General features: G+C 45.7%; 13 protein-coding genes. 2 read left to right on the top strand and 11 right to left on the bottom strand.

Translation table 11 applies throughout. The features are described from left to right. Window positions 1-2 precede the first annotated feature (2 nt). From bglX to ACDJ58_RS07840, 5 genes are all read right to left on the bottom strand, one after another. Complete coding sequence (gene bglX, locus ACDJ58_RS07860; RefSeq protein ID WP_413376909.1) at window positions 3-2,168, bottom strand: beta-glucosidase BglX; 2,166 nt, start codon at window positions 2,166-2,168, stop codon at window positions 3-5. Between the two features lie 134 nt (window positions 2,169-2,302). Next, complete coding sequence (locus ACDJ58_RS07855) at window positions 2,303-3,901, bottom strand: extracellular solute-binding protein (RefSeq protein ID WP_053780487.1); 1,599 nt, start codon at window positions 3,899-3,901, stop codon at window positions 2,303-2,305. A 54-nt stretch (window positions 3,902-3,955) separates the two neighbouring features. Next, a complete protein-coding gene (locus tag ACDJ58_RS07850) occupies window positions 3,956-4,858 on the bottom strand; it encodes a carbohydrate ABC transporter permease (RefSeq protein ID WP_063564250.1) in 903 nt (300 codons plus the stop codon). Window positions 4,859-4,876: 18 nt separating this feature from the next. Next, window positions 4,877-5,836 carry an ABC transporter permease gene (locus ACDJ58_RS07845; protein WP_413376907.1) on the bottom strand — a complete coding sequence of 320 codons (960 nt, stop codon included), beginning with the start codon at window positions 5,834-5,836 and terminating at the stop codon, window positions 4,877-4,879. Between the two features lie 11 nt (window positions 5,837-5,847). Next, the gene (locus ACDJ58_RS07840; RefSeq protein ID WP_413376905.1) at window positions 5,848-6,612 is read right to left on the bottom strand and encodes an alpha/beta hydrolase; all 765 of its coding nucleotides are present in this window, start codon (window positions 6,610-6,612) and stop codon (window positions 5,848-5,850) included. Between the two features lie 464 nt (window positions 6,613-7,076). On the opposite strand from ACDJ58_RS07840, the gene ACDJ58_RS07835 reads away from it, so the two are divergent. Both ACDJ58_RS07835 and ACDJ58_RS07830 read left to right on the top strand, forming a co-directional pair. Further along, window positions 7,077-7,994, top strand: a complete 918-nt coding sequence (locus tag ACDJ58_RS07835; RefSeq protein WP_413376903.1) for a serine hydrolase domain-containing protein — start codon at window positions 7,077-7,079, stop codon at window positions 7,992-7,994. Continuing rightward, entirely contained in the window at window positions 7,991-8,422 is a 432-nt protein-coding gene (locus tag ACDJ58_RS07830) for an N-acetyltransferase family protein (protein WP_413376901.1), read from the top strand. Before ACDJ58_RS07835 ends, ACDJ58_RS07830 begins: the two co-directional genes overlap by 4 nt. Window positions 8,423-8,517: 95 nt before the next feature. Here the strand turns inward: ACDJ58_RS07830 and ACDJ58_RS07825 are convergent, their stop codons facing one another. From ACDJ58_RS07825 to ACDJ58_RS07800, 6 genes are all read right to left on the bottom strand, one after another. Further along, on the bottom strand, window positions 8,518-8,772 hold the full coding sequence (locus tag ACDJ58_RS07825; protein WP_024629045.1) for an AbrB/MazE/SpoVT family DNA-binding domain-containing protein: 255 nt from the start codon (window positions 8,770-8,772) through the stop codon (window positions 8,518-8,520). A gap of 170 nt (window positions 8,773-8,942) precedes the next feature. Then, entirely contained in the window at window positions 8,943-9,407 is a 465-nt protein-coding gene (gene trmL, locus ACDJ58_RS07820) for a tRNA (uridine(34)/cytosine(34)/5-carboxymethylaminomethyluridine(34)-2'-O)-methyltransferase TrmL (protein ID WP_091001027.1), read from the bottom strand. Between the two features lie 137 nt (window positions 9,408-9,544). After that, window positions 9,545-10,633 carry a 3-phosphoserine/phosphohydroxythreonine transaminase gene (serC, locus tag ACDJ58_RS07815; protein ID WP_413376898.1) on the bottom strand — a complete coding sequence of 363 codons (1,089 nt, stop codon included), beginning with the start codon at window positions 10,631-10,633 and terminating at the stop codon, window positions 9,545-9,547. A gap of 233 nt (window positions 10,634-10,866) precedes the next feature. Continuing rightward, a complete protein-coding gene (gene glnA / locus ACDJ58_RS07810; RefSeq protein WP_413376896.1) occupies window positions 10,867-12,291 on the bottom strand; it encodes a type I glutamate--ammonia ligase in 1,425 nt (474 codons plus the stop codon). A gap of 414 nt (window positions 12,292-12,705) precedes the next feature. Further along, entirely contained in the window at window positions 12,706-13,770 is a 1,065-nt protein-coding gene (gene aroF / locus ACDJ58_RS07805) for a 3-deoxy-7-phosphoheptulonate synthase (protein ID WP_063564242.1), read from the bottom strand. A 232-nt stretch (window positions 13,771-14,002) separates the two neighbouring features. Beyond that, entirely contained in the window at window positions 14,003-14,956 is a 954-nt protein-coding gene (locus ACDJ58_RS07800; RefSeq protein ID WP_413376894.1) for a 4-hydroxy-3-methylbut-2-enyl diphosphate reductase, read from the bottom strand. Window positions 14,957-14,981 lie beyond the last annotated feature (25 nt).

The raw sequence follows: 14,981 nt of genomic DNA, 5'->3' as shown, positions 1-14,981 counted from the left end.
CATTACACCAGCTTGAACTTACTCTCCAATGTATCGCGGCTATTTGGTCCTACGAAAATGTGGAATGTTCCCTTATCACTGCGATGACTCAAATCGGAATGATGATAACGAAGCTGTTCTTCGTTTAATGTAAATGTAGCCGTACCACTTTCACCCGATGCGAGTGACAGCTTAACATACCCTTTCAGCTCACGCATTGGACGCACAACTTCACCGGTTACATCACGTACGTACAACTGAACCGTCTCCGCGCCAGCACGTTCGCCAGCATTGGTTACACGCACTTGGATTGTCAGAGGTTGATCAGCAGTCATTTCATTGCTTGAAACTTCCAGATCACCATACTCAAACGAGGTGTATGACAAGCCGTAGCCAAATGGAAGCAGTGGATCATTCGGACTATCAATATATTTGGAAACATAACGTTCTTCCGTCTTTTGCGGATTGAGTGGACGTCCTGTATTAAAATGATTGTAATATACCGGTATCTGGCCTACAGATTGCGGGAAGGACATCGTCAGACGCGCAGATGGATTCACCACACCTGTCAATACATCTGCAATGGCCGCTCCACCTTCACTGCCCGGGAACCACGCTTCAAGCACAGCATCGGATTCTTCGAATACACCATGTAAGTCCAGAGGGCGACCGTTGAAAATTACGCTGGCGATTGGTTTACCCGCTGCTTTGAGCTGTTTAACCAATTCCAGTTGAGCTGCTGGCAAACGAATATCCGTACGCGATCCACCTTCACCACTCATTTCGGAATCTTCACCAAGTGCAAGCACGATCAGATCGGCTTTGCTTGCTACTTCAAGCGCTTCAGCAATCTGTTCAGCGGTAATCGTGTGAACGTTGCTGCCTTGAGCCATATGAACTTTCCCGGCAGTAAGACGTTCCTGTAAAGCAGTTCCGAGTTTAACAGCATCCTCTTTGACACCTTCACAGGACCACCATCCGAGAATGTCTTCACTCTGGGCAAAAGGTCCAATTAACGCTACATTGGCTTCTGGCTTCAGCGGAAGAACGTCATTATCATTTTTCAGCAATACTGCCGATTTGGTTGCAAGCTCGTACGATACCTGACGATGTTCTTTCGAGAACACAATCTCGCGCTCACGCTCCGGATCAGCTGCACGCAGTGGATTATCGAACAATCCCAGCTTTTCTTTCAGTTGCAGAATACGCAGCACCGCTTCATCAATGAGCTTTTCTTCCACTTCCCCGTTCTTGATTAACTCTGGCAGATGATGGACATAACAAGGTGTCATCATCTCGATGTCCACTCCTGCACGAATGGCGCGGTATGCGGCTTCACGGTCATCTTCAGCTGCGCCATGAGCAATCATCTCACGAATGGAAGCCCAATCCGAGATCAATACACCATCAAAGCCCCACTCGTCACGCAAAATGTCACGCATCAGCTTCTCATTTCCGCTCGCTGGAATACCTTCTACGGTATTGAACGAAGCCATAACCATTTCGACGCCTGCATCCAGTGCTGCCTTATAAGCCGGTAAATAGTACTCGCGCAAGTTGCGCTCAGACATGTCAACCGTGTTGTAATCACGTCCACCTTCTGCTGCCCCATATGCTGCAAAGTGTTTTACACAAGCAGCCAGACGATCCGGCTCATTCTTCAAACTGTCGCCCTGATATCCACGTACAAATGCCGCAGAGAACAGACTGTTCAAATAAGGATCTTCGCCTGTTGTCTCCATTACTCGACCCCAGCGCGGATCACGAACGAGATCGACCATCGGTGCAAAAGTGACATGGAGGCCTGATACGGCGGATTCACGTGCTGAGATCTCAGCACTTTTCTCAGCCAGTTCGGTGTCCCATGAACAGCCAATGGCTAGCGGGATGGGGAAAATGGTTTTAAAACCATGCACGACGTCCGCCATGAACAAGAGCGGAATGCCGAGACGGCTTTTTTTCAGGTAAGCTTGCTGTACATCAATAATGGCCTGTGCACCGGACAATCCCAGAATGGAGCCACTGGCATCCACGGACTGCTCCGTGATTCCCATTTCTTCCATTGGACCTGTGATCTGACCTTCAACATTGGTTCCTTCATAAAAGTTAGCGGTCAGCTGAAGCAGCTGGGCCGTTTTTTCTTCCAGAGTCATTTGCTTTACAAGGTCTAGCAACTGTTCGTTATTCATAGACATTATCCTCCACAACATGTTGTTGAAATAAAGAACCCGGCTGCGTTCGGGGAGAGACCGCGCACCGGGTTCGATTGGACGGGACAGACAGAACACACCTGTCATATCCCATCTTGCTAATTACTGAATGATTACTTGAATTCTTTGTTCAGTTCATCCAGATAAGGTTGAACCAGGGACATTTTACTGTTTACCCATTCTTTCCAGTTCGCTTCAAGATCTCCATTTTTGAGGATCAAGTTGGCATATTCATTCTGGTAGTCGAATGATGCCTGACTTTTAGCTTTGGAATCGTACAGGTTGACATCCCAGTCGTATGTTGCGAGTGATTGGCCTTCTGTACCGAGTTTTGCTTTTTCCTCGAACAGCTTCACAGCTCTATCACGGTAATCCTTTTTAATTGCAGGGTTTACAACACTAAAGTCGTCACCCAGAAGATACAGGCCTTCGAAACGTGCTGGGTATTTGTCTTCCAGAACAGTTCCTTCTGGCAGCAAGCTAACCAGTTCGTTGTTTTCATCATATTTCCAATCTGTTCCTTCGAAGCCCATGTTGATGAGCAGTTGTCCTTCTTTGGTAGTCGAGTAGTCGATTAGATCCATGATCCGTTCGAATTTCTCGTCACTAATGTCCGGATTGAAGATCAATGCTGACCAGAAGTTGGCTTGCTCCATGTTACGGTATTTCCCGTCTTCGCCCAATACGATTGCTGTGTGTACCAGTTCATCACTATCTACACCCAGATTCTTTCTCATATCGGAATCCAGACCTTGTCTGTACGAAGCCAGTCCGCCCAGACTTGTTACTGCAGCTGTACCTGTTACTTTGAAGTTGTTTTGACCTTCATTGTTTTTCCATGTGTAGAACTCAGGATTGAGCAAGCCATCTTTGTAGGCTTTTTGCATCAATTTAAGTCCTGTCAGAGTTTCAGGATCTGCTGGACCCCAGTGGAACTGGCCATCTTCTCCTTTATAGAACGGAGAGTCAGTCATGGCATGCACACTGTTCGGCATAATGATATTCGTCATGGCATCTGCCGCATTGTAGGACAGAGGTACAAGTTTGTTGCCCACTTTGCCTGGATCTTTTTCTTTCACAAGCTCAGCGTATTCATTCAATTCAGTTGTTGTATATGCATCTTTTAGTTCGAAACCAACCGCTTCAGCCCAGTCTTTACGAAGCGCAATGACACCAATTTGGTTCGTCAATGGGTCAGCAGGTTTGTTCTCGAAATAGATTGGTCTTGGCAGGACGTATGTTCCACCCGTCAGTTCTTCCAGCTTGTCTCCAAGACCAGTCAACTTGTAGGCTGCTGCCACGTTAGGCCAGCGTTCTTTCCAGTCATCCGGGAATTTGTAGAACAGGCCTTGATCAATACTGTTCATGGCATCACCATGCACGTAGTTCCATACTGCTACATCCGGCAAATCGCCAGAGTTGATCCAAAGTCGAAGCTTTTCGCCCCATGAATCCCAATCGATATAGTTGTAATCCCATGTTACATTGAACTTGTCTGTCCAGAATTTGTGGAAGTCATTATCCAAGTTCCCGTTTTTGATTTCTGTCAGGTTAGCTACAGAGATGGTCAGGTTGTCTTTGTAATTTCCCTCTGCATCTTTTTCGTTACCACCTGAAGCTCCTTGGCTGGAACAAGCGGTCACCATCAGCATAACTACACTAAGCGTGATGGCAAAGAGAGCTCTTACTGACAACTTTTTGTTCGTTTTCATGTTTTACCCCCATGTTTTTTAGTAGAATTTTAATGCAAAATCCTATACGTATAATCAGGTCTTGATAGCCCCTGTTAATACCCCTTTGGCAAAGTGTTTTTGCAGCATTGGGAAGAAACACATAATTGGTACCATGGTGACAAATACTGCCGCCATCTTCATACCCATTGAGAAATTGCTTGCTTGGGCAGCATCCACACTGGATGCATTGGATGCGTTCGTCTGGGATGTGACGATAATGTTTCTGAGTACATTCTGGAGCGGTAACTGATCCGCTTTTCGAAGGAATATCATCGCATCGTACCAACTGTTCCAGTAAGCCACACCGTAGAACAACGTGATTGTAGCCATAATTGGTGTAGCCAGCGGAAGAACAACTGAGAACAGGATTCTCCACTCTCCTGCTCCATCCAATCTCGCCGATTCCATCAGCGATTCAGGCAAGGTATAGAAGTAGTTCATCATCAGAATCATGTTGAAAGCACTGAAGCTTCCCGCCAGGATAACGGACCACAGCGTACCTGTAAGGTGAAGTGATTTCATGATCAGGTACAGCGGTACAATACCACCATTAAAGATCATGGTGAACAGTACTAGGAAAAAGAGAAATTTCTTGAACGGAAATTTGTTGCGACTAAGGCCATATGCCATGCTTGTTGTCAGGAACAAGCTGAGTGGCAAACCGATGACTAGCAAAATAATTGTATTTTTGTACCCCGACAGAATCGTTCCGTCAGCGAACAACGCCTTATAGGAATCCAATGTCCATTCTTTAGGGAACATCAAAAATGGATTGTCAGCATATTCTTTTTGTGTTGCGAACGAGATCATGATGACATTCCAGAACGGAATCAGAATCATCAGGGCAAGCACAAGTAAAATGGCGAAAATAATGTAATCGAGAAATGTCATTTTTTCTGTACCAATTCTCGGTTTTTTGTTAGACTTCTTACTCATTTCATTTTTCCTCCTCTCTTATCGGAACAAACCGTCTCCGCCAAGCCACTTGGCAAATCTGTCTGCGAGAAGCAGCAAGACCATATTCACGAGGGAACGGAACAAGCTGACCGCTGTCGAGAATGAGAAGTCCGTTGAGGACTGGAACGTAATCCGATAGATATATACATCCAATACTTCCGATACATTTTTAGTTGCGGCATTTGCCAAGTTGAAGATCTGGTCGAAACCGGAAGACATCAATCCACCAACCGACAGAATGAACATGACGGTGATTGTTGGAAGAATGTTTGGCAATGTAATCTTGAACATCTGCTGCATACGGGAAGCGCCGTCAATCTGCGCCGATTCATACTGATCCTGATCAATACCGGAAATGGCAGCCAGGAAGATAATCGCACCCCATCCACTTGATTTCCAAATATCCGTCAACAGCAGCATCGGTACAAAGTTGGACTCGGAACCAAGGAAGTTAATAGTTGGCAATCCAAGCAAACCAAGTGCGCTGTTTACCAGTCCGTCATAAGCCAGGACGTTGATGACTACCCCGGATACGATGATCCATGAAAGGAAGTGAGGGAACGTAAGAACCGTCTGGAACCACTTTTTCCCTCTGCGCATCCGCAATTCATTCAGCAACAGGGCAAGAATAATCGGGAACGGGAACTGAATAATCAGTTTTAGAATGTTGATGTACAGCGTACGCCATACCGCGTCAATAAAGGTTGGATCCCGGAAAACGTATTTGAAATTCTCAAATCCGCTCCACGGGCTTCCCCAAATCCCCAGGTTCGCCTTATAGTCTTTAAACGCAAGAGACAGGCCACCCATTGGCATGTAGGCAAACAGGATCAGCCAGACGAGCCCTGGAATAAGCAGGGTGTACGTCATTCTGTGCTTCCAGATTTCACTCCAGAGCGAATTGCCTTTCAAGTTTTCCTTCAGCTTTTTGCTAGGTCCTTCGGCTGCAGGTTTCAAATTGCATCTCCTCACTCTACTTTGGTCTTGTCGTTATACAGAAAATCAAACATTGTTCTCAGGTGTTGCTCCCAGAATCTCCATTCATGGGTGCCCGGTGTCTCCACATACCGAAACTTAAAGTCCGTCTCCTGCATGTATTCCGCGAATTTGCGATTCATATCCACAAAGGGATCGATGTCACCACAACAACTCAGAATATCCGGTAAATTTCCACCTTGCTTCAACAGCTTTGCAGACAGTGCGTATAGGTCCTGATCGGGTTTTACCTGTAACCGTTCTCCAAAAACCGCTTTCATTTCCTTGATCATGCCTGATGGCATCTCCGGATCATGAAGCCGGGTCTGAATATCAGTTACACCTGATAAGGACACCGCCTTACGATACCTCTCGGGATATGTCAGTGCACATTTCAATGCACCATACCCACCCATGGATAGACCGGCGACGTAAGTCTTGGCCGGGTCTGTATTGAGATTGAGCTGACGCTTGCAGAATTCAGGCAGCTCCTGAGTGATGTAATGGAAGTAATTCAGGCCGTATTCCATATCGGTGTAATAGCTTCGGTTCGCTTCTGGCATAATGATGGTACAGCCATATTGCTCTGCGTACATTTCAATTGTAGTCAAACGTTGCCATGTACTTGCATTATCACCTGCACCATGCAGCAAATATAGCGTACCGCCTGAAGTGTCTCCGGAGTCACTGGACACTACATGTATGCTTGTATTCATGCATAACGTAGGCGATCCGGTTTCGATCGTTATATGCGCCATATGTAACCCCTTTCATCGTCGGCTGCTGTCTGTAAACTTCTATTTCTCTGCCTTTTTGTTGCAACTTCCAGTGATTCCCCCGTATTTCGCTTGGTTATCGAAACGATTTTCTCGAATCGTTTCAAAACATAGCCAACGTTGATTTACTTGGACTTGATTACAACACTTTTTACGTGGAAGCGATTTCTTCGAATCGTTTCGAATAAATCATAATCCCGAAGTGCAAACCCTGTCAATAACCTTTTTACAAATTTCGCGCTTTTTTCTCAAAAAACTGATTTTTCGTGATAAAATTTGCGTCAAAAGGCACTTCTAATGTAAAACAATATCCTATAAGTAATCGTTTACACATCTTCATTGACATTGAACCAAGTTTGTACTAACATAAGTTCTAATTTTTGATCCAGATTGCGGAAACGTTTCACCAACAGCAAAAATTCTTCTTTTTTTGAAAGGATGTTAAGATGTCGAGTATTATTAATTCTTTTGTTCATCATATAGATGAGCAGCAGTTAAACGTTCATTCTGTTCGGGTATTGCAGAAAGGGGTTACAATCGGAGCGTGGGATCGCACCAGTGATATGCGCCGTTTACAGCATTCCGTCAGCAAATCGTTTACCTGTATGGCGATTGGATTGGCTTTGGATGAAGGCACACTTACACTTGAATCCAGACTCGGTGACTATTTCACATCACCAACACCTGCTTCTCATTTAACAGCCTTCCCTCCTGCAGATCTCACCCTGTATGATTTGCTACGGATGTCCTCGGGGCATGACGTACCCGTGTTATGGGCAGAAGAGCGAGCCACCCTTCCTGAGAAAGATTGGGCGAAATATTACATGTCCCTTCCTTTGAACAGAGTTCCTGGTGAAACGTTTACATACAGCAGTGCAGATACGTTTATGATCTCCGCCATGTTTCAGGCTGCCACCGATCAAACCGTTAAGGACTATCTGATTCCCCGGCTATTCGAGCCACTGGGTATTACGAATGTAGAGTGGGAGACTTCTCCCTTGGGCATTACATTGGGCTGTGCGGGCCTGCAGCTCACCAACGAGGAATTAGGTAGATTCGGTCAACTGTTGCTTCAGGAGGGCCACTGGAATGGCAAGCAGCTCATTCCTACGGAATGGATCCGATTAGCGACAACACAACAGATCCCTACACCAGGAGACGGAGACTGGGGACAAGGTTATGGATATCAATTCTGGAGATGTTCCCATAACGCTTACCGTGCTGATGGCGCCAATGGTCAACTATGCGTTGTCCTACCTACACTGGAGTCCGTCGTTGCCATCAATAGTGATGAACAAAATATGCAAGCCATTCTTGATAATGTTTGGTCGGATATATTGCCTATTCTGGAGGGGAACATTTGAATATACGAGCAGCCACTCAGGCAGATTATGCGGAGTTGAGAAACATTTATCTCGAGTCGCGACGTGCCCGATTTCACTGGGCTAATCCGGAAGAACTGTCCCTGCAGGATTTTGATACTGACACCGTAGAAGAATATATTATCGTGGCTGAAAATGAAGAAGGACAACTTCTCGGCTTCGCTTCGCTATACCTTCCCGACAACTTTATCCACCACCTTTTTGTCCATCCCGGTTTTATTGGCATAGGTGTAGGAGCGCGTTTACTTGAGGCATCCATTGCAAACATGGAACAACCGATTCGATTGAAGTGTGTATCGGAGAATCATAACGCTATGGGCTTTTATGAGCGCCAAGGTTGGAAAAAAGTCATTGAAGAAGGTACACCCGGGAAAAAATATTGGGTGATGGAATACGACACTAATAGCTGATCTCCTTCGTTTAATCCCGGTAAAATAGAAGTGGAAATGGTTTTTTTCACACAAAAAAAGTATCATGACCTTCAGAGGTCATGATACTTTTTATTTTACCCGTGCTGTGGAAGCTGGGTCATTTCATCTAAACATTGTGCGCATATGTAACGCTCTTTGAACTCATTGACTTCTTCCATCGATCCACAAAAAATACATTTTGGACGGTATCTCTCCAGAATGATATGGTCCCCTTGTACTAAGATCTCTACAGGATCTCCCTCATTCATTTGATACCTTTTACGCAAAGATTTAGGCAATACGATCCTACCCAATTGGTCAACTTTGCGAACGACTCCAGCTGGCTTCATAGCTACGGCACACCTCTCCTATCTTACTCTAAATTTCTAGGTACATTTGTACTATGTTTATTAATTCGCCAAGATTTTGTCGAATCCTGCTGGAAATAAACATTTTTTGTCCTTTTTTTTGAAAAATGTTTTTTTAGCGAATTCTAACCGTCACTTATACGCGAATCGGATTAATCCAGACCCGGGAAATTAAGTTGACGCAATGCCTCATACACAATGATTGCTGCTGAGTTTGACAAGTTCAATGATCTGACATCCCCTGTCATTGGCATCTTCATACAAGTATCTGGATTAGCAGCAATTAACTCTGGAGGAAGGCCTTTGGTCTCCTTACCGAACACTAGAAAATCTCCATCCTGAAACTTAAAATCGCTATAACGGTTCTTTGCCTTCGTGGTTGCGTAGAAGAAACGCCCTTCCGGATACTGTTCCTGAACCTCGGCAAACGAATCATGGTATTCAATATGAACGGCATGCCAGTAATCCAGACCCGCGCGTTTCAGTGTAGCATCATCCGTACGGAATCCGAGTGGACGCACGAGATGTAAATGTGTGCCGGTAGCCGCACATGTACGAGAAATATTACCCGTATTTGCCGGAATCTCCGGTTCAACCAGAACGATATGTAAAGCCATATGTGTTCAATCTCCTTTTCATTTCATGTAAACGACAATTCTCTAATCTTAAAGAAAAGCCCTCCACACGTCAATGTGGAAGGCTCTGGTAAAGCACAAGTGTGAATGCTTGAATTCACAACTCGCTGCCAGGTTATTTATCCATTTGTCTTCTGGAAGTGGCTCATGAAGTCCGTAAGTGCTTTAACACTTTCATATGGAGCAGCATTGTAAATGGAAGCACGCAGGCCACCCACACTCCGATGCCCTTTCAGACCAACAAAACCTTCTTGCTCCGAAGCCTTGATAAACTGTTTCTCCAATTCCTCGTTAGCCAGGCGGAAGGTCACATTCATCAGGGAACGATCTGCCGGATCTACACAACCACGGTAGAAGTCTCCGGAGGAATCGATGGCATTATAGAGCAAATCTGCTTTCTTCACGTTCTTCTGTTCAATTCCAGCCAATCCACCTTGTTCCTCGATCCATTTCAGAACCTCATTCACCATGTATACGGAGAAGGACGGTGGTGTATTATAGAGAGAATTGTTGTCCACATGTGTACTATAACGAAGCATAGTCGGAATTGTTTTAGGAGATTCACTAACCAGTTTTTCGCGAGCAATAACAACCGTAATCCCTGATGGGCCCAGGTTCTTCTGTGCACCTGCATAGATCATGCCGAATTGATTAAGGTCAAACGGTTTGCAGAAGATGTCACTCGACATGTCCGCAATAAGTGGAACTGAACCAGTATCCGGGAATGACTTGAATTGTGTTCCCTCAATCGTTTCGTTAGACGTCAAATGAACATAAGCTGTGCGATCCGGGAAGCTAAGATTCGACACATCCGGCAATTTCATATATTTATCCGCTTCGGAAGATGCAGCGACCTGCGTCTCCCCAATCAGTTTCGCCTCAGACAGTGCCTTCTTGGCCCAGCTGCCTGTCATGACGTAACTGGCTGTCTGTCCTTCCCCGAGCAGGTTCATCGGCAGCATGGCGAACTGAGTGCTGGCTCCGCCCTGCAGGAAGAGGACCTTGTATCCTTTGGGGTTGCCTAGCAGAGACAACAAGCGCTCCTGAGCTTCATTATGTACAGATTCATACACCGCTCCACGGTGAGACATCTCCATAATCGACATCCCTGTATTCCGAAAATCAACAAATTCCGCCTGAGCACGCTCCAGAACCTCAAGTGGCAACGCCGCAGGTCCTGCATTAAAATTATACGCTCTCTTTGTCACAAAATCCCCCGCCCTTTCCATCCGTAGCTGACATATGAAGTGAATATTATCGCTATGATATCAGTATTCTCTATCTGCTTCAAGGGCAATAAGCACCGAAGCTGCGAATCAGGGTTATCAAATTCCTTTATCACCCTGCAAAGTTAATGCACTACATCGCTTAATTCAAGGAAAAGCCTCCGAGAGCGAGTCCCGGAGGCTTTACATTGGGAACAGTTTCTGTTCCGACCGGATTAGCAGTCGAAGTAGAGGCTGTACTCATGTGGATGAATACGAATTGCTACTGCTTTCGCTTCGTCACGTTTGAGGTTGATGTAGTTTTCAATGAATTCTTTCGTGAAGACGCCGCCTTCAGTCAAGAATTCGTTGTCCGCTGCCAGAGCGTCAAGCGCTTCTTCCAGGGAAGCTGGCACACTGCGGATATTTTCTTTGTCTGCATCAGACAAATCATAGATGTTTTTGTCGAGCGGACCATATCCAAGCTCAGTAGGGTTGATTTTGCGTTTGATACCATCCAGACCCGCCATCAGCATTGCGGAGAACGCCAGGTAAGGGTTAGCTGTGGAGTCCGGTGTACGGAACTCGATACGACAGCCTTTCGGTGTCACAGCTGCAACCGGAATACGTACTGCTGCCGAACGGTTACCTTTGGAGTAAACCAGGTTAACCGGTGCTTCATAACCAGGTACGAGACGTTTGAATGAGTTCGTACTAGGGTTAGTCAAAGCAATCAGAGCTGGTGCGTGGTACAAAATTCCTCCGATGTAGTGCAAAGCCATTTCGCTCAGGTTCGCATATCCCGCTTTGTCATAGAACAATGGGGAATCGCCATCGAAGATGGATTGGTGAACGTGCATTCCGCTACCGTTGTCACCAAACAGTGGTTTTGGCATGAATGTTGCAACTTTACCATATTGACGTGCAGTGTTATGCACGATGTATTTGTATACAAGCAGGTTATCTGCTGTTTTCTTCAACGTATCAAAACGGAAGTTGATTTCGGCTTGACCTGCTGTCGCCACTTCATGGTGGTGACGCTCGATCGAGAGACCCGCTTCTTCCAAAATGCGACACATTTCACTACGAATATCTTGTTGTGTATCCACTGGAGCTACAGGAACATATCCGCCTTTAGTGCGAACTTTGAATCCCAGGTTACCGCCGTCTTCCTTGCGGTTTGTGTTCCATGAAGCTTCTTCGGAATCTACGAAATAGGAAGAGCTGTTCGTGCCGCTCTCATAACGTACATCGTCGAAGATGAAGAATTCGGATTCAGGTGCGAAGAATGCTGCTGTACCTACTCCGCTTTCTTTTAGGAACTCTTCCGCTTTGACTGCGATACCGCGTGGGTCACGCTCATAACGCTCGCCATCCGGAGTGAAGATATCACACATAACATTCAATGTAGGGTGTGCTGTGAACGGATCGACATAAGTCGCTTCAGGATCTGGAATCATAACCATATCGGACTCTTCAATTCCGCGGAAACCTTGAATAGAAGAACCATCAAAGGCTACTCCATTTACAAAAGTGTCTGCGTCAACTGCCGAAGCTGGTAACGAGATGTGGTGCGCACGACCGGATAAATCTACAAAACGAAAATCTACCCACTCGATGTTGTTCTCTTGAATTGATTTCAATACGTTTTCAACCGACATGTATTCGTCCTCCCAAATATTCCGAACATTAAACAACCCCGCTAAGAAAATGTCCATATTCGAATTTTTTTCTGTCGTCATTATAAAATCTCAAATGTGACATCGTCAATACTTATGTAAGGTATTTTTTGCGACTATGTAAGCTATGCTTACATTTTATAAACCTATTGATTTCACTTAACAACGTAAATATACTACATTTAACTAGTTTAATGCGGTAAAGCAGGGGTATATTTACCCTAAATTATGGAAATAACATTACATCATAAATGTTTCTTATCACCTATGATTAATAAATGCGTTCAAAGCTCCAAATAACATAAAAACCGGACATTTTGTCCTAGCCCCATTCTCATTGAACGGAGTCAGGACAGATGCCCGGATGATATATATTACCTATATTATGATGATCAGTTATACGCCAACTCGTGCCGGAAAGAACTCCGCCGGTTGTTTGGCTGTGTTGAATGTTTTACCGACGATTGGTGCCAATTTCTCCAGATCCTGAAGCAGGTTGGCAAATTGGTCAGGGAACAGAGACTGCACGCCGTCACCCGTCATGGAGTTATCCGGGTCCGTATGCATTTCGATAATTAGGCCGTTAGCACCAGCAGCAACAGAAGCCTTCGTCATCGGTTCAACCAGTTCACGTCGACCAGTACCATGACTTGGGTCCGAAATGACTGGCAGATGACTGAGAGACTGCAGGACAGGGATGGCCGACAGGTCGAGCGTATTGCGTGTGTAGGATTCGAATGTACGAATACCACGCTCACACAACATTACATTCGGGTTGCCACCCGCAAGAATGTATTCCGCCGCATTCAACAGCTCATCATAAGTTGCACTGAAACCACGTTTCAGCAATACCGGTTTGCCACACTCACCCAACTTGCGCAGCAAATCGAAGTTCTGCATGTTACGTGTACCTACTTGCAGAATGTCTGCGTACTCGGCACAAATATCCACATATTCAGGCGTCATGACTTCTGTAATGGTTAACAGGTCATGTTTCTTGCCTGCTTCTGCCATCATGATCAGACCTTCAACACCCGTTCCCTGGAAGCTGTATGGACCTGTACGTGGCTTAAATGCACCACCGCGTAGCACCTGTCCACCGGCAGCCTTAACCAGTCCGGCAATCTCATCAATCTGTGCGGCTGATTCAACCGCACAAGGTCCGCCCATAACGACGAGTTCTTTCCCGCCAATGTCTACTCCTTTGATGGAGATCACGGTATCTTGAGGATGGAAGTCACGGCTTGCTAATTTGTAGGACTTCGAAATCTTGACGACATTCTCCACACCTTTCATTTGACGGAGATGCTCAGCCATTTTCGGCTCTACTTTACCAATCAAACCAATGATGGTGCGGTCCTCTCCACGCGAGATATGAACCTGAAGCCCTTCCTTTTCAATTGTAGCGACGATATCCTGAATATGTTCCTCCGGAGTAGCTTTACCTGCAATAACGATCATTATAAATCCCATCCTTCCTTGTATGAGAGCGCCTTAAGCGCGTCTGATTTAATCTCCAAAACTCTTCTTCACTTAAACGCTTGTTCGCTTTTAAGCTTTTATCCACTAAAGTAAATATAACATATTCACCCTTTTCAGTCAAGCCGACTCTTATCCCCCTCAAAAAAAAGAATCCTGCAGTCAGTCACCGGATTTCGGCTCTGTACTGCAAGATTCTTATATTAATGTTCGTTTACGTCGTACGAGTCTTTTCCCTTACAGGAGGTAGCAGTTTGCTCATATTCACCGTACGCTTGATTTCCCATGTTTCCGGCTTGTCATGTTCATACTGCTCCAGATACAGGATGACTTCCTTCGTGATGGGTGTTGGCGTTGAAGCGCCTGAAGTAACCGCCACCTTATTCACACCTTTCAGCCATTCCTGCTGAATCTCCGCCACATCTGATACACGATATGCCGTTACACCCGCAATTTCCTCCGATACTTGTGCAAGCCGGTTGGAGTTATTACTGCGAGGATCACCTACAACGATGACCAGATCTGCCTGCCCTGCCTGTTCAGCAACAGCTTCCTGACGGACTTGGGTAGCCAAGCATATCTCATTATGAATCTCTGCGCCTGGATACTTCTCCAGAAGACGGCTCATAATGTGTTTAATGTCCCATTGGCTCATCGTTGTCTGATTCGTAATAAGGATTTTACCGGGAGGTACGTTCAGTCCGTCAATCTCCTCTTCCTGCTCGATCAGATGAACATGATTGGGTGCAACACCAACCGCACCTTCAGGCTCTGGATGGTTCCTTTTCCCAATATAGATAATGTCGTATCCTTCAGCCGTCTTCTCCCGAATAAGGTCATGGGTTTTGGTTACATCCGGACAAGTTGCATCCACTGTAGTCAGGCCTTTATCACGTGCCATCTTACGCACTTCCGGAGATACACCATGGGCCGTAAAGATCACTGTTCCAGTCTCTACCTGGCTCAAAATATCAATCCGATTCGGTCCGTCCAGTGTAATAATGCCCTCATCTTCAAAAGAGTCCGTCACATGTTGATTATGCACAATCATACCCAATATATAAATAGGCCGTGGTAGGTCCAGATTGCGTGCCGCCTGGCGCGCGAGCACCATCGCATCCACAACTCCGTAACAATATCCCCGCGGCGAAATTCGTAGTACTTCCACTTGGTTGCCACCCGCTTTCTTTCTC

Source organism: Paenibacillus taichungensis (assembly GCF_047302525.1).
GTDB classification, from domain to species: Bacteria; Bacillota; Bacilli; order Paenibacillales; family Paenibacillaceae; genus Paenibacillus; species Paenibacillus taichungensis_B.
This window is presented reverse-complemented; position numbering and strand designations above follow the sequence as displayed.